Below are 19,307 nucleotides of genomic sequence, written 5' to 3'. Positions count from 1 at the left end.
GTATTTACTGGCTTTTTTGTCACTTAGTTTATGCTTGTCTCTTTGTTCGAAAACTGAGCGGTAGCAGTAACAATAACCAAAATATACTTCCGCCACTGGAGCCTGAACTGGCAACTTGTTTTTGCACTGTTACCATAAGCTTGCTAGACGGTAAGGTGTTTTTTATGCCTTTTGCAGAGGTATCAGTCACGATCAGTGTCACTGTATAACTTCCCGCTTGGTTATAAGTATGTGTAGGATTAGCCCGTTGGCTTACAGCACTGCCATCTCCAAAATCCCAACTGTAAGTGTAATTATTAAACCCGCCTTTGGTATCACTGTTAAAATTAACCAGTAAATCTTTTGCACTGTAACTGGCCTGTGTTGTAAGTAATACATTTGCCGACACTTGGGTTGCAAAAGACTGCATAGCGCCATTTGCATCAGTTACAATAACGCTCAAGGTATAATCGCCACTGTATTCATAGCGGTAGTTAATGCTCTGCCCTTTCGCAGTTGAGCCATCACCTAATTGCCATGCATAGTCATAAGGTGCTTGACCACCTGATACAGTGACTTTTGCAGTAACATTGCCTTTCTCTATACTGGTATCCACACTAGAAATTGATAACGGCGCAGTAAGCACAAAAGTCATCGATTCTTGAAACTGCTGCCCTTGTTCATTAGTACGAGTAAAACCCACAGTGTAACTACCGTAATCGGCAAATTTATGATTTGGATTCAATTCATCACTACTTTGTCCATCACCAAACTGCCAGTTAAAACTATCGGTTGGGGTCAACGCCATTCCTTTAATTTCAAAACTCGCTTCGAGATCATTAGTAATTACATTGATCCCAGACTGTGGTGTATAGCCTAAATTCAATTCAATTGAGCTATTATTAATCGCTTGCTCAACAATAGAAAAATTAAAACCAAACGTTGAAACTTTTACACCAGAGGCCGGTTGCGTGGCAAAACTGTAATCATTATTATCATTAAACTCAGTGATTGCTGTTAACTGCGTATCGCCTAAACCTTGGCGCTGATCATAAAGACTAAAAGCAGCATCTCTTAACTGAATCGTAGTACTGGCAGGTGCGCTGCTATTACCTTTTGCAATGGCATTTTGATCGGCATCAACAACCAATATAAACCCTTCACCAATATGCTCAGGAGTATTATTATCTGTATACTGTTCATTAGCAGACCAAAGTAATAAACCCGGTGAATACTGCTCAACTTGTAAACCACTATCTATTCCTAAATAACTACGTAACTGTAAATAGTAATTGTGTGGTTTTGCATAGATGTGATCCCCCACTCGGCTAAAGCCATCAAGTTGTGCTTGTGTTGACTGCTCTGCATTATCTTGCCAAACGAAAGTATCACCTTGGCTAATGGTCATATCATCAACCACTAGACCAAAATAATGAGTATAAGTGTCCGTTTTATAGTTAAAACTAAGTGTGATTGTTTGACCAGCATAAGCTGATAAGTCAAAACGATGCCGTAAATAATTATTCGGCTGCTGAGCGTCATTTACTGAACTTGAAGACCCTGTTATATATGGACCAATGTCTCCATAAAATGGATTGACTGCTTGAGTATATTGCGAAGCAATAGGCTGTGCGTTTACTAATACTTGAGCATAATCATAATCCGTTTCAATGCTGTAATAGGCACTTAAATCAAGATAAGTAGGCTGCGTACTTGCAGGTATATTAACTGTAAATGTCATACTTTTTGAAACATTATCACCACTGCCAGAGTAGTATTGCAAGTGCCCTTCTACTGCTTGATAAAACGGTTGTAAGTTGGTTGGTAGGGTGATTTTTAACTGGTTTAATTCAGTTGATACCCCACTACTATGGCGAAGTATTTGCTGTTGATTGGTATCGATTTCGTCTAACGATATCGTCGTTTGATTAAGCCAGTTTCCTTGATAACGGTTTTGTAAGTACTCGAGTGCATAAGGACTGAACATCACCGGCTGTGAGCCACGAGGTGAGCCTGCCCAACTACCACCAGACATCACAGACCAAAGCGCAACTGGCTCCCCCAGCGCACTGCCGGTTAAATCATATTCATCAGGCAAACCTAAGTCGTGACCAAACTCATGTACCACCACGCCAATACCAGCATCGATAGGATTTATAGTATAACCAAATAAACGAATACTACTGCCATCAACCGCACTTGGCTGATTGTTTTGGTCGTACACATAAAAACGATGTGACCAAATTGCATCAGTACCCAGTACGCCACCACCGGCTTCCTCACCTATACTCGAGTGGAAAATCATAACATGGTCAATAATCCCATCAGGTTCATTGGTGATCCCATCACCATCACGATCATCCAAATCTGTTAAATCATAATCGGCTAAATTAATATTAAATTTGGCTACGGCTTTTTCTACCGCTTCATGCACTAAACTAGGGGCATCAATATCATTATTACCCCCTTGGCGAGCCCCATAACTTTTCGCATCATTATCGGCTGTTACCCAGCCATAAACTTGACCCGTAAATGCTAAGCTTTCCCCTGAGGCTTGCTGATAGTATTGATACGCTGTTTGCAACGGTTGCTGCTGTGGACCTGAGTAACCATCAGTAGCGAACAACATTTGTTGGTAATGCTGCTGACTATAGCTTGAGTAGTACATATCGCTATCAACTGCGGCTAAGCCATTATCATCATGAGGTAAGTCAGGAAAATCAACCAATATAGCCAACACTTTTACGGTATTGTGCGTCGAGTTAGGTAACTGCGAAGACACACTCGCTAAGCGCTGAGCCATTTTTCGTTGTTGGGTTAAAACTTGAGGGTTAAGCTGCCGACGTGAATGCATCGATTCACCACGGCCAATATAATCAGACAATAATTTGTCATGCGCTATTTTATCGTCAAGCTGCCCGCGTTTATCTAACCAATATAAAATTCGCTCTTTGTTAACGACCCCAATATCAGTTGGGCTACTGTTTTGTGGTTTTGCCACACTCTGTTGACTTAACAATGCCAAAGTCAGGGCACATAACAATTGTGAGTATTTCACAGGATCACCTATCAACAACTCCATAACGATAATAATAGCGAATAATTTATATACTTACATTACATTTATAGATATACAGTGAATATCGCCACGCTTCAAAAAAGCATAATTTCTTTGCTTTTAACGGTTAAAAATGCAATTTAAAGCAACTTTTAAATATAAAAACAATTAATTTGGAATTTTAATGCAACATTGCCGTTTTGGCTGTTGACATTAGCTGGCAAAACCTTTAAAAATAAGACTATTAAATTTGTAGACTAAATGAGTTATTCGGCTATCTCAGCGCAATAACTCATTTGAACTTATATAACAAATACCGAGAAGAAAAATAACGTTATGAAATATCAATTTCACCTAGTCACCGTACTCGTACTGGTCTTAGTTTTAAGCCCAGCGGGGATGTATTAGAAGGTGAAATAGCTTTTTAAAAACCCCCGCCCTAAGCGGGGGTTTTTTTATGCATTTAAATTATACGGTAATTGCACAGAATAAATGGGGAGTGCGTGCAATAGCACATTATTACTCATGATAATAATCAATCGGTAACAGGCACACAGAGGAATGAGGATGAGTACACAACAATATAATGGCTCCGAACTAGTTGTTCAGGCATTAAAGGCATTGAAGGTAAAATATATATTTGGCTACCCCGGTGGCTCAGTATTAGATCTTTATGATGCATTATTTCAGCAAGATGATGTTGAGCATATTTTAGTTCGTCATGAACAAGCAGCAACCCATATGGCTGATGGTTATGCACGTGCCACAGGTGAAGTGGGCGTAGTATTAGCAACATCAGGTCCAGGTGCGACAAACTGTATCACGGGGATCGCTACAGCCTATATGGATTCTATTCCTATGGTAGTGCTATCCGGTCAAGTGCCGACTAACTTAATTGGTGATGATGCATTTCAAGAAACCGATATTGTTGGTTGCTCTCGGCCAATCGTAAAACACAGTTTTAACTGTCGTAGCGCAAAAGATATTCCTAAAATTTTGGCTAAAGCATTTTATATTGCAAGTACTGGACGCCCAGGTCCTGTGGTCGTAGAACTGCCAAAAGATATGTTAAACCCTGCACTTAAATTGGATTTTGAGTTTCCAGCAACCACAGAGCTGAGAACCTATAGCCCAAATACCAAAGGCCACCCAAAGCAAATTCGCAAAGCCGTTGCCGCTATTTTAGAAGCTAAAAAACTGGTCATTTACTCTGGTGGCGGGATTATTATTTCTAACACTTCAGAGCAACTGACTCATTTGGTTGAATCACTCAATGCACCAATCACTAATACCTTAATGGGATTGGGCGGTATTTCCGGGGTTCACCCTAATTTCGTTGGTATGCTAGGTATGCACGGGAGCCTTGAAGCAAATAAGGCGATGGCAAATGCCGATGTGATCTTAGCTCTAGGCGCCCGATTTGATGACAGGGTAACCAATAACGTGAAGAAATTTTGTCCCAATGCGACGATTGTTCATGTTGATGTTGATCCGACCTCTATTTCAAAAACGATCAAAGCCCACATTCCAGTCGTCGGTTGTTTATCAACCGTACTTGAGCAATTACAGACAGCCATAGATAAAAGTCCAATCAAAATTGATCGTAGTGCTCAAGAAGATTGGTGGCGTCAGATCATTAGCTGGCGTGAACAAAAATGTTTAAGCTACAGCACCGCGGGCGATAAAATAAAGCCTCAGGCCGTCATTGAAGCAATTTATAAAGCTACCAATGGTGATGCCTATATAAGCTCTGATGTAGGTCAGCATCAGATGTTTGCGGCGCAGTACTACCCGTTTAAAAACCCGCGCCAATGGATCAACTCAGGGGGTCTTGGCACTATGGGCTTTGGTCTGCCAGCGGCAATGGGAGTAAAACTTGCGTTCCCGGATAAAGAGTCAGTGTGTGTCACCGGTGATGGTTCGATTCAAATGAACATTCAAGAACTTTCGACATGTTTACAATATAACTTGGCTGTAAAAGTGGTGTCACTGAATAACCGCTCTCTGGGTATGGTGCGTCAATGGCAAGATATGGTCTATGGCGGTCGTCACTCATCGTCGTATATGGAATCGTTACCTGATTTCGTCAAACTTGCTGAAAGTTATGGCCATGTCGGTATTCGCGTTAATACTCTTGATGAACTACAGCCCGCAATCGATAAAGCCATGTCGATCACTGACCGTTTAGTGTTTTTAGATATTCTTGTTGATGAAAATGAACATGTATACCCAATGCAAATTAAGCTTGGAGCAGTTGATGAAATGTGGTTACGTAAAGGAGTGAAAGCATAATGCGTCGTATATTATCTATTTTACTTGAGAATGAACCAGGCTCATTGTCGCGTATTGTTGGCCTATTCTCACAACGAGCTTATAACATCGATAGTTTAACCGTTGGCACAACAGACGATCATTCTTTATCACGTATTACTATCACTACCATGGGTGATGACCGTGTGGTTGAGCAAATCACTAAACAGGTTAATAAATTAGTTGATGTATTAAAAATTATTGATCTAACTGAAATGGCGCATATTGAACGTGAGCTGCTATTAGTAAAAGTATTCGCTCAAGATGAAGCTAAAAGAGCGGCAGTAACGCGAGTGGTCGATGTATTCCAAGGTGCTATTTTAGACATGGGTCGCAACAGCTACACATTGCAGCTTGTTAGTAGCACAGATAAAATTGAATCGTTTTTAGATACCTTACGTCATGAGACAGACATAATTGAAGTTGTACGCTCTGGTGCGGTAGGTATTGGCCGCGGTGATAAAGCACTAAAAGCTTAAACCTTAGATTAATGAGCAGATACAAAAAAAGGGCTAATTAGCCCTTTTTTATTTAACCAATCTAATTGATTAAGGATTAACTTGATCTTTAAGACCTTTACCTGCTTTAAAGCTTGGGATAGTTGCCGCTGAAATTTGGATTTCGGCACCAGTTTGTGGGTTACGGCCAGTACGTGCAGCACGCTCTTTTACAGAGAAAGTACCAAAACCAACTAGTGCAACTGAATTACCTTCTTTTAAAGAAGAAGTAACAGCACCAGTGAATGCGTCAAGTGCGCGTGTAGCTGCTGCTTTAGAGATTTCTGCATCAGTAGCGATTTTTTCAACTAATTGAGCTTTATTCATTTGTTAAATTCCTATTCGTTATTATTTTGCCTTCGCAAAACCTATCTTTATGCATTTTTTAAGTATTGGCAACAGCAAAATGCTTTTTTCGCGTAAATTCTTAAAAAATGAGTAAATTTTAAATAATTGCCGAAATAAATATTGATTTAAAGATTAACCAACAATGAATTTAAGCACTATTTAATAAAGCAATATGACAATTTGTTTATCATTCAACTTTTTCGATAACTAAGGTCACTTCCCCAACCTCAATGCCAAACTTATCAATAGCTGTACGGTTAATCAAGCGCGATTGTGTTACCAGATACATCCAATCATCTAAATTAACTTCAATGGTGTCATCTCCATAGGGTAATTTAAGGGTATATTGCCAATGAAATACACTGCCATTACTTTTTCCTTTCGCGATACCTATCACATCACCTGCAGTGCCAGTTAAAGTATTGTCAGCATTGAGTGTTATTTTCCACACTCGGCGTTGGGTTTCACCATCGTCGTAAACGAAATCTTCCTCTATAACGCCGTTATTGCCATCCCAACTCGCATTCATGTCAACGACCATCTTACGGGTTACTTCACCTTTAAAGTCTTGGACAACGCCATAGGCTTTCAATTTGCCATTAAAAAATTGTTTAAAATTAAATTCTGGCTGACTTCCTTGGTAATACTCAACATCTGGCGCAGCACAGCTACTTAATAAAAATGTGCAACTAAGTAAAAATAATATAGTAATTCGCTTCATGTTATTGCCCTATTAGTTGTTTTCGCATCTGTGGCTCAGAGGTATTAGCATCAAGCCAAATAGCTAAAAAGTCATCCGCAAAACCACTTTGCTCTATAGCCCCTAGCTTTTTATCATTAAAATAAAATGTGCCAATACCATTTTCATCAGTAATGAACGATAGCGATTCACCTTTTTTGATATCCGGCCAAAGCGCAGCTAACTGTGCATCGTATTTTTTAATGATCTCTTTTTTGCCCAAATGCTGCCATTGTTCGTTCGTCGCTTTGATTATGTCCTTGGCAGCAAAATCGCGTAAATAGGTCAATGTCAGTTTAGTGGGGTGATTGCCAAACTGATAGATCCCCGATGGGGTTGCTAACTGCGCCTGATAAACATCCCAAAATAAATACTCAAAACGAGCCTCACCGACCACTTTAAAATCAGCAGCAAAGCTTCGGCTGCATACCAATACACTTAAAATAATTAGCCCTTTAGTTAATCTTGCTATCATTACCGGACTCCAAGTTTCTAAGTTAAATAGTTACACCTGTATGTTCATTTATGTTCAGAAACTAACAGGTACTTTTTGCTGTATGTATTTATCATCCTGATAAAATTGAACATAAACGACCAAGCTAAACCATATATAAGCCAAAATTGCCAAACTACAGGATGAACCTCTAACGCCCCAAAGCGTGCACCAGCAATATAACTTGCGGGGGCAAAAACCGCACAGAGCAACAGCGCTAAATACCAAGGCGTGCGATGCAAAAATTGCATTGATGTATTGATGGTTAACAGTAAAGCACACCAAAGTAATACAAACCACAATGGAAAGGGCGATATACTAAAAGATAAAAAGCCAACCTCAACCATCAAATATTCAAAGCTTAACGAGATCATTAAGCCATAGCACAGTAACAGCATATCTTGTTGCTTTTGTTGCGACAGACATAACATCACTATGATGATTAATAAAATCGGTATGATAGCGCGCTGCTCAAGGAATAATGCTAAAAACCACACTCCTTGAAACAGCAAAAAATTAATAACTGAGCGCAATGTCATCACTTGAATGGTTAAAACGCGGCTTACGGGCAACTAAATGCACTGTACTGGTTACTCGCGCCCTAAATGCGCCTTCACAGTAAGCTAAGTAAAATAACCATAATCGATAAAAGCGCTGGTCGAACTTAACTTTGTCGATTTCTGGCCAGCTTGCGATAAACCGTGTGCGCCAATCAGCTAAGGTTCTTGCATAATGAACGCCGATATCGTTAATACTATGTACCACCATGTCTGATTGACTTTTTATTTGCTTATTCATTTCATCAATACACGGTAAACAACCACCAGGGAAGATATACTGCTGAATAAAATCAGAATTTTTCAGGTAATGTTGATAGCGTTGATCAGCAATTGTAATTGCTTGGATCAGCATTGCACCACTGTCTTTGAGTAAGTCATTACATTTTTTGAAAAAGCTGGGTAGGTATTCATGACCAACCGCTTCTATCATTTCTATTGACACTAGCTTATCGTAACTGCCTTCGAGTAAACGATAATCTTGTTTCAATAAGGTTATCTTATCTTCAAGCCCCAACTGGGTAATTTTTTCTGCCACAAACGCATGTTGCTCATCAGAAATAGTTGTAGTAGTAACGTGGCAGTCATAATGTGTTGCAGCATGAATGGCAAACGCTCCCCACCCTGTGCCAATTTCAATAACCGTTTCACCGGGTTGTAAATCTACTTGTTGGCAGATTAAATCAAGCTTATGGCTTTGTGCTTGCTCAAGAGAAGCATCTTTTGATGGGTATACAGCGCTTGAGTAAAGCATTTCAGTGCTTAAAAATGATGAATACAACTCATTGCCTAAATCGTAATGAGCAACAATATTTTTCTTTGAACCATGCTCAGAATTCTTGTTTTTACGGTGGTTTATTCGATTATAAAGATTACTAATAAACGCAAACTTACGTTCAAATTGGTCCAGTTGAGCCTGATTAATGGCAAAAATTTCAATCAACTGAGTTAAGTTAGTACATTCCCACTGGCCTAAAATATAAGCTTCGCCAGCTCCGACACTGCCAGAGAGCGCAAATGCTTTATACATTGCCGGATTATTCACAACTACTTTAGCCTGCAAGTGACTTTGAGGATCACCAAAGTGTTGAACGTCGTTACCATCAACTAGGGTAATTGCGCCAACTTCAATGCTATCAAACGCACCAATAACTAACTTTTTATACAGCTTACTTAACAAGCTACTTGATGCGTTATCAGCTAAACTGGATACTTTTTCCATCTCATGACCTTCGTTATTTTAGCTTATCAATTCTTGCCTGAGTGACCTAAAAAAGGCACTCGCTTACAAAATAGTTTAAACGCCTGTACGTAAATTCCTTTCATCACAGTGATGGTCATGGCAGGAAAACGTTTCAGTAACGCAGTAACCGCAGCACGACTGAGTGACTGGCGTTGTAAACGCAAACTGGCAGTAAATAATAGCGTATTATCTTTTTTATTTTCTATATGGATCATAGTATTGTGCTTTGTTAAACGCACTTTCCAGTGGTAATCCATATCTAAATTCATAAATGGTGATACGGAGAAAGCCTTTTTAAAGTTCACTTTCTTGTGTAAATCAACCAAGTAATAGTGTCGCTCGTTCCAGGGGGTATTACTCACTTCAGCGACCATATAGGGAAAATCGCCATCAGCCGTTTCATAGAAGAAAAAGTTAACTGGGCTAAAATACACCCCAAAACAGCGCAGCTGTCCGAGCATATAGACATTACTAAACGGATCAGTAATCCCCAGCTCAACAATTTTATTAATTGCTCGTTGTTTGATTGGTTGTTGAGTATCTAAATCACGATTAAGATAATCGGATTGTTTAAATTTAAGTGCTTTAAAGCCTGTTGTTCCAAGCCAAGGGTGAACACCATCAAGTTGCTGAGGAGCATTAAGATCAACCCACATCATGTACAACTGATAATTAAAGCTATGCGCTTTAATTGCTAATCGGTGATGACGAACATCACCGATTAAAAGTGCACTATTCAAATTCAACCCCAAGTTTGCGAGCAACATCTACAGCGCTTTTCACGCCGTCTTCGTGAAATCCGTTATACCAATAAGCGCCACAAAAATAACTGTTGTTGGCTCCATCAATAAGCTGTTTCTGTTGCTGAGCAGCAATAGACGTTTTATTGAATACTGGATGATGATACGTAAATTCTCGGAGTATTTTAGTTTTATCAATTCCCTCGCGGTGATTAAGCGTGACACAAAATTGCGTTTTACTTGTTATGCCTTGCAAAATATTCATTTGATAAGTTACAACAGCAGCTTTATCAAGATTATCGGTAAGTAGATAATTCCAACTGGCCCATGCGGCTTTACGTTTTGGCAGCAAAGCAGTGTCAGTATGCAAAATCACTGAATTTTCAGTGTAGGGAATGGCTGATAAAATTGCTTTTTCATCTGTGCTTGGGTTTTCAATTAAAGCGAGAGCTTGATCAGAATGACAAGCAAAAATCACTTTATCAAATTGCTCAACGGTACCATTTTTCAATCGGATCAACACTTGCTCTGGGGTGCGAAAAATAGACTGTATATCCGTGTTCAATTTTATTTTATCTTTAAAACCACTGATCAATGGATTGATATATTCCCTTGAACCACCGGGAATAACATACCACTGCGGACGATTAGTAATATCTAATAAGCCATGATTGAAAAAGAATTTTACAAAAAACTCAACGCCAACATTACTCATTTCTTTAATACTTGTTGACCAGATAGCCGCGCCCATTGGCAAAATATAATGGTAACGAAAAAAATCATTAAAACCGTGTTGGTCGAGCAACTGACCTAACATCTGCTCACTTTGGTAGTCGTTGTCATGATATAGTTTTTTACATAACGTGTTAAAACGCACAATATCACTAAGTAACTTCCAAAAACGCGGACGAAATATATTGCGCTTTTGAGCAAACAAACTGGCAAAAGTGTGGCCATTGTATTCAAAACCAGTTTGCTGATTATGCACACTAAAACTCATTTCTGTCGGTTGTCGTTCAACGCCGATGCGCTTTAACAGCTTTTCAAAATAAGGGTAAGTGCGATCATTAAAAACAATAAAGCCAGTATCAATAGCATGCTTAACACCATCAACCTGTATATCTATCGTTGCGGTGTGCCCACCAATGTAGTTGTTCTTTTCAAATACCGTAATATCATACTTTTTGTGCAACAACTGCGCGCAGCTTAATCCTGCAATTCCAGAACCTATAATTGCTATTTTTTTCAACGACTTAATCCTTTTGCGAGCATGAGCCAAATTGGCAGCGGCAACATGCGTAAACATTTTAAAATAAGGGTAAAACGATAAGGAAAATGCACCTCTTTGCGGCGCTTAGCGACCCCTTTGATAATATAATTTGCCGCTTTTTCTGCAGTAACTGCCATTGGCATTGGAAAATCGTTTTTTTGAGTCAACGGTGTTTTAACAAAGCCTGGGTGCACTAAGGTTACGTCAATATCATCTAAATCAATGGCTAAACTTTTTGCTAAATAACTGACCCCAGCTTTTGATGCGCCATATGCCTCAGAGCGCGGTAACGGTAAATAAGTTACGCTTGAACTGACAATCACCAACTGACCACCTGGCTTTATCTTCGGTAATAAAGCCTCAAGACAATAACCCATCGAAAGCAAATTAGTAGTAACAACGCGGGTAAACAATGCACTGTCAAAATTACGCGCATCATCTATATACTCGCAATTGCCAGCATTAAGAATAACGCGATCAAATTGCGTATAAGCAACAGTGCTACTTCGTATTGCTTGTAAATCAGTAGCGTCAAACTGACAACTTTCAATATTCGTTAGTTGCGCAAGTTCGTTTAGTTTTTCTTGGTTACGCCCACAAGCGATCACTGTATCCCCGGCTTGCGCATACAGTTTCGCAAGTTGTTCACCAATACCTGATGTTGCACCTGTTATAAGCGTGATCATTATTCCGCTGCCTTATTATCTATGTATTTAATAATTGAACCGAGAATAGGGATATGTCGATAAAGTAATGCACCAGCATCAAAGTAGTCTTTATGAAGGCTGATTTTGTCACCAGTAAATGTTAACTTGCTATGGCCTGCTACGGCTATTTGCTGGCCATTACTAAGCTTTGGATGGCGATAATACATAGTCCAGTAAACAAAAGCATTATCGCCTACACTAACAGCATCACTGATATCAAACGTGCATTCAATAACATTGCTATAAAGTTTAGCAAAATATTGATGTAAGTCAGCTAAACCATCGACTTCATGCAATGGATCAGAAAAGTGAATGTCTGCAGCATAAATATCACTCAGTAAATGTAGATTTTCTTTACTTAGCTTTTGGTATATCGCGATAAATTTATCTGTTCTGTGGTTGCTCATATCATACCTTAAATGCATCAAGCGCTCGTAAACGAGCGGTTTTATGATCAACGATTGCTGGCCAATAAACTGCTTTTGCTTTGCCGCTTTTCGCTAAATATTCATGTGGAAAATGAATTTGCTTATTCGGCACATTTTCCAACTCCGGTATATACTTACGAATAAAATCACCATCAGGATCAAATCGCTCACTTTGAGTAATCGGGTTGAATATTCTAAAGTATGGCTGGGCATCGCACCCGGTACTTGCAGCCCATTGCCAACCGCCATTGTTAGACGCTAAATCGCCATCGATCAAATGCTGCATAAAGAAACGTTCACCTTTACGCCAATCAATTAACAAGTGTTTGGTAAGGAAACTGGCAACCACCATTCGTAAGCGATTATGCATCCAGCCAGTTTGAATAAGCTGCCTCATAGCGGCATCAACAAGCGGGTAGCCTGTTTTACCTTCACACCAAGCAGTGAAATCAGCCTCATCAGTTCGCCACTTTACTGGGTCATATTTCTCATTAAAATTGTTATATTTATTAAGTTTTGGATAAGCCACAATTAAATGACGATAAAACTCACGCCACACTAACTCGTTGACCCAAGTAAATAAATTGCTTTTAGAGCTACTTAAAACATCGACATATTGTTGCTGTACAAGAGCAATTAATTGCTCAACGCTGACAATTCCTAAAGCTAAATACGGACTTAAGCCTGATGTGCCTTTAATACTTGGAATATCTCGCTGATCTTTATAACTGAGTAATTTATCGCTGATAAAGCGGGCACAGATTTGACTTAATGACGCATCATCAACTGGCCACTTATGTGAGGAATCATCACCGGTAAGTAACGCTGAACCTTGCCAAGGTATTGGGCTAAACATTGTCGGAGGGGCTTGAAAATAAAAATGAGTATCTTGATATTGCTTCAGCCAGGCATTTTTAAAAGGGGTGAACACCTTAAACATCTCACCACTTTGATTCAGTACCGTTCCAGGCGGTGCAACCACGTCACCATCAAACAAGGTGACTGATACTTTAAGTTCATCAGCATGATGTAAAAATGCGTTATCGCGCTCAACTTCATTAATTTCATATTCTTTATTGGCAAATAACTGCGTTACTGAATGTCGCTGGCAGAATTCGCTTAACTGCTGCACACATCCTGCGTAATTACCCGCTTCAATGATATGCAAGGTGATGCCATTATCAGCTAGTAACTGACCTAAGAAGTTTAACCTTCGTTTTAGCAAATCAATTTGTATTGAAGCAACACCATGGCGTTGCCATTGTTGCTCAGTGATAAAAAATATAGCGTCTTTACAACCATTGTCGATTGCTTGATAAAGGGCATGATTATTAAAAAGGCGCAAATCGCGCCTAAACCAAAATACAGTGTTCATTAAATTCCGTAGCGTAATTTAAGTTCGTGAGGATAAGGGTTGAAGTAAACTTGCTTTGCTAAGTATTCGTTTGGATGTACTTTCAAATGATGTTTTAAGAGTGTCAGCGGTACATACAGCGGCACTAAACCTGAGCGATACTCATCAATTGCATCTCGTAACTCTTCTTTTTCAATTTTGGATAAATGTTTTTTAAAGTAGCCTTGTAAGTGCATTAAAGTATTGCTGTTATTTTTGCGTGAGGCAGGTCTTTTCAGCGCTGCCATTAAACCTGCAATATAATCGTCAGCAAGCTGCTCAAAATCATCGCCAACATAGGTGCCCAGTAAATTACCAAGATCTTTATATGCCTGATAATTGTGAGCCATTAACAAATACTTATATTGCGCATGAAACTGCGTTAACCTATGCAGGGTTGCTGGTTGTTGACGCAATAATTGCCAGTTTTTATAAGTAAACACTCGCATTACAAAGTTTTCACGCAAGTGCATATCATTTAAACGACCATTTTCTTCACACGGTAACAATGGGTTGTGAGCCATAATTTGCGCAGCAAAAAAACCCACGCCTTCTGATGTATTACCGGTGCCTGCTTCATTGTATATTTTGATCCGTTCCATGCCGCAGCTTGGACTTTTAGCACAAAAAACAAAGCCGCTTAATTGTGCAGCCTGCTCTGTGGCAACTTTTTTACCGTACTCTGTCAATTGTGGGCCAACATCACCACTGCCGTCAGGACGGCACACTTTAATAGTTGTGCCTACTTTAACCTGTCTAATTGTCGGTCTTGGGATCGGTAGACCTACCGCCACTTCAGGACAAAAACGCTTATATTCAACATGTTTAGCAAATTCATCCATGCAAAAATTTGATTTTTTATGGCCACTATCAAACCGAACTTTCTCACCTGCAAGGCATGCACTGATGCCTATTTGAATAGTCGATTGCTGCATATACACTCCTAGTAAATCAAATTGCCAATTGGATTGAGTAACTTACTCAGTCCTTTATTAAAGTGTAGAGCACTACTGACTACTGTGTAACATAAACAGCCTTTTTCTGTGATCGGAGTGTGTTGATGACGACCATCGAGCCACATAAAGTCGCCAGGCACATAATGATCGTCTTCATCACTAAACTCACCATCGAGTAATAAAGTCAGTTCAAAACCAGTGTGGGTATGTTCAGGGATTTCCCCACCAGCATCTATGTGTAGCAAACTCGAACGTAGCGCACCATCATCGAGAGCGATACGAGAACGTGATAACTTACCCATTTGCATAAACTTACTATGTGAAATACGGGCAAGAGCACGAGGCAATTGATAATTTTGCTGATTGACAAGGATAGTTTGTGGCGTCACTTTATATACATCATCAACACTATCGTCAGCGGTAATTGCATCAAGTAATGATAGTTCATCAATAGCTAAATCTGTAGTTTGCAGTTGTTCATTATGATGCGCAAACACATCTACAGCATTTTGCGCTTCAATGCGTTGCACTTTATCTTTACAGCAACTACACATGTCAAGATGAATAGCGACAGCAACACTGATACTCGCCGGTAATGACGCATTACAATACTGCGCTAATAGCGCATCACTTGGGTGATGTTTAATCATTGCGGTCTCCCATTTCATTGCGTAATTTTTGTAACGCTAAACGTAAACGTGACTTCACAGTACCAATTGGAATATTCAATTGATCTGCAAGTTGCTCTTGTGACATATCTTGAAAATAAACGCCTTTAACAACATCGCGTTGAGCTTGAGGTAATTTATCGAGGTAATTTCTGATTTGCTGGTTTTCAAGATGATCACTAAATTCATAGTCGGCATTATCATGTTGCTCAACTAGCGGCCAAATATCTTCGCTAATATTGTCTTCTTTATTACTTTTCATTTTTCTGAGCATATCAAATGATGCGTTACGCATTACGGTATATACCCACGTTGTAGCTGCACCTTTATCATTATTATAAAGATGTGCTTTTCGCCACACTGAGGTAAGGGTGTCTTGCACTAATTCCATCGCTTGCGCTTCTGAATTAAATTGCTTAATACCAAAGCGTTTTATTTTCGGTGAAAAGTACGCAAATAAATAAGCAAAAGCGTGTTTATCACGATTAGCTGCAACCGCAGATAATGCATCTGCAAGTTCTTTGCTTGGCGTTTGTGGCATGGCAGTGTAATTACCTGTGTTAGGTTCACAACGTGTTGAAAGTTGTTGACTTACCATCATAATATTCCTATTAGTGTTCTTGCTTGTGCAATACGCAGAGCAACTAAAATAAGATCATATTAATTAGGAAAATTCGTTATTAATCACAGTATGAAGGAAAGAGTGGATCTTCGCAAAGTCCGATTTAAAGGCAAGCTGTTGTTTTTTATCAATTGAAATAGGTAATAATTCAAGCCATCTTGCAAGCACCCAGTTCAGATCATCAAAGTGTGTCTGGCGGTATAAATCGGTTAACTCTAGATTAGCAGCAAACAACTGCTCTAGTGCCGTTACTAAATATGAATCATCGCGCTCTAAGTTGTGAGGTTGTTCAAACCAAAGAGATGTTTTAGGTGCAGATAGCTGACCGAAACGCAGTTGCTGTTTATCTTGAGTTATATCAGTTAACTCAACCACATATTTGGCCACCACATCAATTAATAGTTGTCCTTGTTGATCTTGTGAAAAGTCAATAATATCAACTAAGCATCCATACCTAGGAACGTTGAGATAACTATCAACATCGTACTGGCAAAGTACGAAACCATGATCATTTTTAAGTGATTCTTTAACCATATCAAGATAGCGAGGTTCGAAGATACGTAACCGCGTATACCCGCTTGGTAGAATAAATACCGGTAATGGAAAGATTGCACGTTTCATAAGGCTTACTACATCAGTTTAACTATGCATTACGTTACGTGCACCGCAGCAAATAAGATCAACGTTACTGATTATTACTTATCGCTATCCCCTTAGCCTATGTTTAACCACTGCCCTACGTTGCGTAATAATTCAACTGAGGCATACACACTTAATAAGCTCACTACAGGTGCTAACATTAAAGCTAATAATCCTAATTCGCTGCTCATTGCCTTAATCCTCAACTTTTACTGCATTGCTAGTTGCAACGAGTTGTGATGTATTTTCCGCAACTTTAGCTGATTGCTCACTATGCTGTGAAAGCAGTTCAGTTAACATTTTTTGCGAATCACTAAACAATGACTGTTTTAATTTGCTTTGTAATTCATCACTCGTACTTTCAATATAATGTGCAATGCTGTTTGATAGCGTTTGAGTGATATCTAATTGACCGTCATTTGCACTTGCTTGTGTAGAACCAACAACCAAAAGTGCTGCAACAGATAGTTTAATAATGCTTTTCATGATGGTATTCCCTATTGTGTTATTAAGTTAGTCGCTATTACTTAATCAAAGGTTGTGCCAACCACGAAATAAATTTTAACCAATTGTTTTTTATGCACTTTAAATCACATAAGTGCATAACCTTTTGATGATGTGAATTTTAAAACCATTCAAAGTGGTTAAAAATACTAAAATATAGTCAATAAATAAGCATTGAAAGTTTCAGAGTACACTTGTACACTCAAACCCATATTAATGTTTTACGATGAGTATGTGATGTCGGTTGAACCCGCTTATTCTAAAAAAGAAGAGCAACTTAATAGCTTGTCTCACGGCGCAGGCGTTGTATTTTCACTGTTTGTATTGTGGGAGCTTACCGGCAAGACACACACGATTGAAGCAACGGTCAGTGCAATTATTTATGGCGGTAGTTTATTGTTGCTGTTTTTATCATCTACGCTTTATCACAGCAGTAGCAGCATAGGTGCGCGGGCTTTTTATAAAAAATGTGACCACTGTGCTATTTATATTTTGATTGCAGGCACTTACACCCCTTTTTTAGTACTCTCATTAACCGGAATTTGGTCGATTTTAACGCTGGTATTTATATGGTCTTTAGCACTTGGCGGAGTGTGCTATAAATTAATGGTGAAAAAACAAAACAAAAAGGTGTCTTTATCAACATATTTATTAATGGGTTGGTTTGCAGTTGCAATTGTCTACCCGCTTTATTTAAATGTGCCAGTAAACGCACTATGGTGGTTACTCAGTGGAGGGATTTTGTATAGTCTCGGCACACTCTTTTATAGTGCTAAAAGTCGTCAATATAGCCACGCACTTTGGCATGTATTTGTGATTGCAGGCTGTGTTTGTCACTATATTGCAATCAGCCGCTATATTATTACGGTCGGTTAAATTTTTTAATTAGTCCCACTGAAATTGACGCATATTAACACGACCATTTTTAAAAATTACGCCTTCACTTTGCAGTAATTGATATTGCTTTTGGTACTGCGCTGTCCCTTCAGGAAAAGAAATTTTACCTTGGCTGTTGATCACTCTATGCCAAGGTATGCTTGAATCTTTTGGCATTAACTTTAATAACCGCCCTACTAGCCGAGCATTATTTAGCAATCCTGCCATTGCCGCTACTTGTCCATAACTGGCTACTTTTCCTGGCGGTATATTCGCCATCACAGTATAAATTTTGTCTTCTTTACTGGCTTGCATTTACGACCCTAAAAACGTTTTACTTAACTGCTTAAAATCTTGCCACACGGCTCTTGCCACGGGTCCATGATGAGTGGCATTTTGTCGGAATACTCTGATCTGTGCGCTAAACGTATTTTCTCTGTCTAGTATTTTAATTTGTTGTAATACACCACTTTCAAGTTCATTTTGACAATGCGCTAAACTCATCATTGCCCAGCCAGCTCCCGATAATAAAAACGATTTTAAAGTTGATATATCATCAATTTTCATCATGGTAGAGCCTTTTGAATACGATAAACGATCAGAGTCAAAACTCATATCACTTTCAAACATCGCTAAACAAGGAAAGTTCTGTAATTGTTGATAAGTTACTTTATCTGGCACTAATCCTGTCACACTAACAATACCAATATCGAGCTTGCCAATCGGTAAACTTTCTAAATCGCCTGTAGCATGAAACAAATCAAACCACGGACCAATCCCTAAGTCTGCTTGTCCTTTATTAACTTGCTCAAGAGAAACAAAACGTTTTCCGCTGGTTACACTAAACTCGGTGCTGGTATGTTTAACAAAAGCATTGCAAATAATATCGTTATACAGTGCTTGGTGACATAACTGCTCATAACAAATTTTGTAATTTGCTTCATTACCAAGTGCAAGTTCACTGGCCAGTTGTGCTAAATGTGCCTGAGCATCTAATAATAATGCTGCTTCGCGATGATAAATACGACCCTTTTCAGTTAATTGCAATCGATAATGGCTACGATCTAACAATTCAAAACCAAGCTCAGCTTCAAGTTTCTTAATAGCTAACGTTAAAGCTGGTTGCGATTTATACAGTGCTAAAGCAGCTTGCGACAAGCTTTGAGTGCGAACAATGGCATCAAGCATTTTTAACTGCACTAAGTTCATAATGGTCCAACTTAAAATCATAAATTTTATTTATGATCTTTTTAAAATTTAATAATTTTTATTTTATATGT

Annotated in this window: 21 protein-coding genes; 3 read left to right on the top strand and 18 right to left on the bottom strand. The window is 39.0% G+C overall.

What is annotated here, in order from left to right:
- Window positions 1-28: 28 nt before the first annotated feature.
- Window positions 29-3,061 (bottom strand): immune inhibitor A domain-containing protein, encoded by a 3,033-nt coding sequence (locus H5200_RS14355; protein WP_182761716.1) that lies wholly within the window; start codon window positions 3,059-3,061, stop codon window positions 29-31.
- 543 nt (window positions 3,062-3,604) lie between these two features.
- On the opposite strand from H5200_RS14355, the gene H5200_RS14350 reads away from it, so the two are divergent.
- Window positions 3,605-5,329 carry an acetolactate synthase 3 large subunit gene (locus H5200_RS14350; protein WP_182761715.1) on the top strand — a complete coding sequence of 575 codons (1,725 nt, stop codon included), beginning with the start codon at window positions 3,605-3,607 and terminating at the stop codon, window positions 5,327-5,329.
- Window positions 5,329-5,826, top strand: coding sequence for an acetolactate synthase small subunit (ilvN, locus tag H5200_RS14345; RefSeq protein ID WP_149980181.1), 498 nt, complete (start codon window positions 5,329-5,331; stop codon window positions 5,824-5,826). The genes H5200_RS14350 and ilvN overlap by 1 nt, the downstream gene beginning before the upstream one ends.
- Before the next feature lie 69 nt (window positions 5,827-5,895).
- Here ilvN and H5200_RS14340 read toward each other — a convergent pair whose 3' ends face one another.
- From H5200_RS14340 to H5200_RS14270, 15 genes are all read right to left on the bottom strand, one after another.
- Window positions 5,896-6,171 carry an HU family DNA-binding protein gene (locus H5200_RS14340; RefSeq protein WP_145235830.1) on the bottom strand — a complete coding sequence of 92 codons (276 nt, stop codon included), beginning with the start codon at window positions 6,169-6,171 and terminating at the stop codon, window positions 5,896-5,898.
- Between the two features lie 208 nt (window positions 6,172-6,379).
- Window positions 6,380-6,913 carry a DUF3833 domain-containing protein gene (locus tag H5200_RS14335; RefSeq protein WP_149980180.1) on the bottom strand — a complete coding sequence of 178 codons (534 nt, stop codon included), beginning with the start codon at window positions 6,911-6,913 and terminating at the stop codon, window positions 6,380-6,382.
- 1 nt (window position 6,914) lies between these two features.
- Window positions 6,915-7,406 (bottom strand): chalcone isomerase family protein, encoded by a 492-nt coding sequence (locus H5200_RS14330; protein ID WP_149980179.1) that lies wholly within the window; start codon window positions 7,404-7,406, stop codon window positions 6,915-6,917.
- 44 nt (window positions 7,407-7,450) lie between these two features.
- Window positions 7,451-7,921, bottom strand: a complete 471-nt coding sequence (locus H5200_RS14325) for a DUF2878 domain-containing protein (protein WP_310737047.1) — start codon at window positions 7,919-7,921, stop codon at window positions 7,451-7,453.
- A gap of 19 nt (window positions 7,922-7,940) precedes the next feature.
- The gene (locus H5200_RS14320) at window positions 7,941-9,203 is read right to left on the bottom strand and encodes a cyclopropane-fatty-acyl-phospholipid synthase family protein (RefSeq protein WP_182761714.1); all 1,263 of its coding nucleotides are present in this window, start codon (window positions 9,201-9,203) and stop codon (window positions 7,941-7,943) included.
- Window positions 9,204-9,229: 26 nt separating this feature from the next.
- Window positions 9,230-9,964 carry a DUF1365 domain-containing protein gene (locus H5200_RS14315; RefSeq protein ID WP_182761713.1) on the bottom strand — a complete coding sequence of 245 codons (735 nt, stop codon included), beginning with the start codon at window positions 9,962-9,964 and terminating at the stop codon, window positions 9,230-9,232.
- Entirely contained in the window at window positions 9,957-11,213 is a 1,257-nt protein-coding gene (locus tag H5200_RS14310) for an NAD(P)/FAD-dependent oxidoreductase (protein ID WP_182761712.1), read from the bottom strand. The genes H5200_RS14315 and H5200_RS14310 overlap by 8 nt, the downstream gene beginning before the upstream one ends.
- A complete protein-coding gene (locus H5200_RS14305; protein ID WP_149980174.1) occupies window positions 11,210-11,920 on the bottom strand; it encodes an SDR family NAD(P)-dependent oxidoreductase in 711 nt (236 codons plus the stop codon). Before H5200_RS14305 ends, H5200_RS14310 begins: the two co-directional genes overlap by 4 nt.
- Window positions 11,920-12,348: a nuclear transport factor 2 family protein gene (locus tag H5200_RS14300; RefSeq protein ID WP_145235859.1), complete on the bottom strand. Its 429-nt coding sequence runs from the start codon at window positions 12,346-12,348 to the stop codon at window positions 11,920-11,922. The genes H5200_RS14305 and H5200_RS14300 overlap by 1 nt, the downstream gene beginning before the upstream one ends.
- 1 nt (window position 12,349) lies before the next feature.
- Complete coding sequence (gene phrB / locus H5200_RS14295; protein WP_149980173.1) at window positions 12,350-13,744, bottom strand: deoxyribodipyrimidine photo-lyase; 1,395 nt, start codon at window positions 13,742-13,744, stop codon at window positions 12,350-12,352.
- Complete coding sequence (locus tag H5200_RS14290; RefSeq protein WP_145235868.1) at window positions 13,744-14,697, bottom strand: DUF523 and DUF1722 domain-containing protein; 954 nt, start codon at window positions 14,695-14,697, stop codon at window positions 13,744-13,746. Before H5200_RS14290 ends, phrB begins: the two co-directional genes overlap by 1 nt.
- Window positions 14,698-14,705: 8 nt before the next feature.
- On the bottom strand, window positions 14,706-15,368 hold the full coding sequence (locus tag H5200_RS14285) for a ChrR family anti-sigma-E factor (protein WP_182761711.1): 663 nt from the start codon (window positions 15,366-15,368) through the stop codon (window positions 14,706-14,708).
- Entirely contained in the window at window positions 15,361-15,984 is a 624-nt protein-coding gene (locus H5200_RS14280; protein ID WP_182761718.1) for a sigma-70 family RNA polymerase sigma factor, read from the bottom strand. The genes H5200_RS14285 and H5200_RS14280 overlap by 8 nt, the downstream gene beginning before the upstream one ends.
- Before the next feature lie 66 nt (window positions 15,985-16,050).
- Window positions 16,051-16,629 carry an LON peptidase substrate-binding domain-containing protein gene (locus H5200_RS14275; RefSeq protein WP_182761710.1) on the bottom strand — a complete coding sequence of 193 codons (579 nt, stop codon included), beginning with the start codon at window positions 16,627-16,629 and terminating at the stop codon, window positions 16,051-16,053.
- A 213-nt stretch (window positions 16,630-16,842) separates the two neighbouring features.
- Entirely contained in the window at window positions 16,843-17,133 is a 291-nt protein-coding gene (locus H5200_RS14270; protein WP_149980170.1) for a hypothetical protein, read from the bottom strand.
- 255 nt (window positions 17,134-17,388) lie between these two features.
- Here H5200_RS14270 and H5200_RS14265 point away from each other — a divergent pair, with 255 nt between their 5' ends.
- Window positions 17,389-18,027 carry a hemolysin III family protein gene (locus H5200_RS14265; RefSeq protein ID WP_182761709.1) on the top strand — a complete coding sequence of 213 codons (639 nt, stop codon included), beginning with the start codon at window positions 17,389-17,391 and terminating at the stop codon, window positions 18,025-18,027.
- Between the two features lie 9 nt (window positions 18,028-18,036).
- Here H5200_RS14265 and H5200_RS14260 read toward each other — a convergent pair whose 3' ends face one another.
- A complete protein-coding gene (locus H5200_RS14260) occupies window positions 18,037-18,342 on the bottom strand; it encodes an MGMT family protein (protein WP_145235885.1) in 306 nt (101 codons plus the stop codon).
- Window positions 18,343-19,236, bottom strand: a complete 894-nt coding sequence (locus tag H5200_RS14255) for a LysR family transcriptional regulator (protein ID WP_145235888.1) — start codon at window positions 19,234-19,236, stop codon at window positions 18,343-18,345.
- Window positions 19,237-19,307 lie beyond the last annotated feature (71 nt).

The sequence above is a fragment of the Pseudoalteromonas sp. SG43-7 genome (assembly GCF_014164295.1).
Classification (GTDB): domain Bacteria; phylum Pseudomonadota; class Gammaproteobacteria; order Enterobacterales; family Alteromonadaceae; genus Pseudoalteromonas; species Pseudoalteromonas rhizosphaerae.
The sequence above is the reverse complement of the archived record's forward strand: the minus strand, read 5'-3'. Positions and strand labels throughout refer to the sequence as shown.

Excerpts from the sequence above, each read along its gene's own strand:
- H5200_RS14260 (WP_145235885.1), bottom strand. The coding sequence starts at position 18,342 with ATGCAAGCCAGTAAAGAAGACAAAATTTATACTGTGATGGCGAATATA.
- H5200_RS14285 (WP_182761711.1), bottom strand. The coding sequence starts at position 15,368 with ATGATTAAACATCACCCAAGTGATGCGCTATTAGCGCAGTATTGTAAT.
- H5200_RS14340 (WP_145235830.1), bottom strand. The coding sequence starts at position 6,171 with ATGAATAAAGCTCAATTAGTTGAAAAAATCGCTACTGATGCAGAAATC.
- H5200_RS14350 (WP_182761715.1), top strand. The coding sequence starts at position 3,605 with ATGAGTACACAACAATATAATGGCTCCGAACTAGTTGTTCAGGCATTA.
- H5200_RS14270 (WP_149980170.1), bottom strand. The coding sequence starts at position 17,133 with ATGAAAAGCATTATTAAACTATCTGTTGCAGCACTTTTGGTTGTTGGT.
- H5200_RS14300 (WP_145235859.1), bottom strand. The coding sequence starts at position 12,348 with ATGAGCAACCACAGAACAGATAAATTTATCGCGATATACCAAAAGCTA.
- H5200_RS14265 (WP_182761709.1), top strand. The coding sequence starts at position 17,389 with ATGTCGGTTGAACCCGCTTATTCTAAAAAAGAAGAGCAACTTAATAGC.
- H5200_RS14330 (WP_149980179.1), bottom strand. The coding sequence starts at position 7,406 with ATGATAGCAAGATTAACTAAAGGGCTAATTATTTTAAGTGTATTGGTA.
- phrB (WP_149980173.1), bottom strand. The coding sequence starts at position 13,744 with ATGAACACTGTATTTTGGTTTAGGCGCGATTTGCGCCTTTTTAATAAT.
- H5200_RS14255 (WP_145235888.1), bottom strand. The coding sequence starts at position 19,236 with ATGAACTTAGTGCAGTTAAAAATGCTTGATGCCATTGTTCGCACTCAA.
- H5200_RS14305 (WP_149980174.1), bottom strand. The coding sequence starts at position 11,920 with ATGATCACGCTTATAACAGGTGCAACATCAGGTATTGGTGAACAACTT.
- H5200_RS14355 (WP_182761716.1), bottom strand. The coding sequence starts at position 3,061 with ATGGAGTTGTTGATAGGTGATCCTGTGAAATACTCACAATTGTTATGT.
- H5200_RS14335 (WP_149980180.1), bottom strand. The coding sequence starts at position 6,913 with ATGAAGCGAATTACTATATTATTTTTACTTAGTTGCACATTTTTATTA.
- H5200_RS14275 (WP_182761710.1), bottom strand. The coding sequence starts at position 16,629 with ATGAAACGTGCAATCTTTCCATTACCGGTATTTATTCTACCAAGCGGG.
- H5200_RS14280 (WP_182761718.1), bottom strand. The coding sequence starts at position 15,984 with ATGGTAAGTCAACAACTTTCAACACGTTGTGAACCTAACACAGGTAAT.
- H5200_RS14320 (WP_182761714.1), bottom strand. The coding sequence starts at position 9,203 with ATGGAAAAAGTATCCAGTTTAGCTGATAACGCATCAAGTAGCTTGTTA.
- ilvN (WP_149980181.1), top strand. The coding sequence starts at position 5,329 with ATGCGTCGTATATTATCTATTTTACTTGAGAATGAACCAGGCTCATTG.
- H5200_RS14290 (WP_145235868.1), bottom strand. The coding sequence starts at position 14,697 with ATGCAGCAATCGACTATTCAAATAGGCATCAGTGCATGCCTTGCAGGT.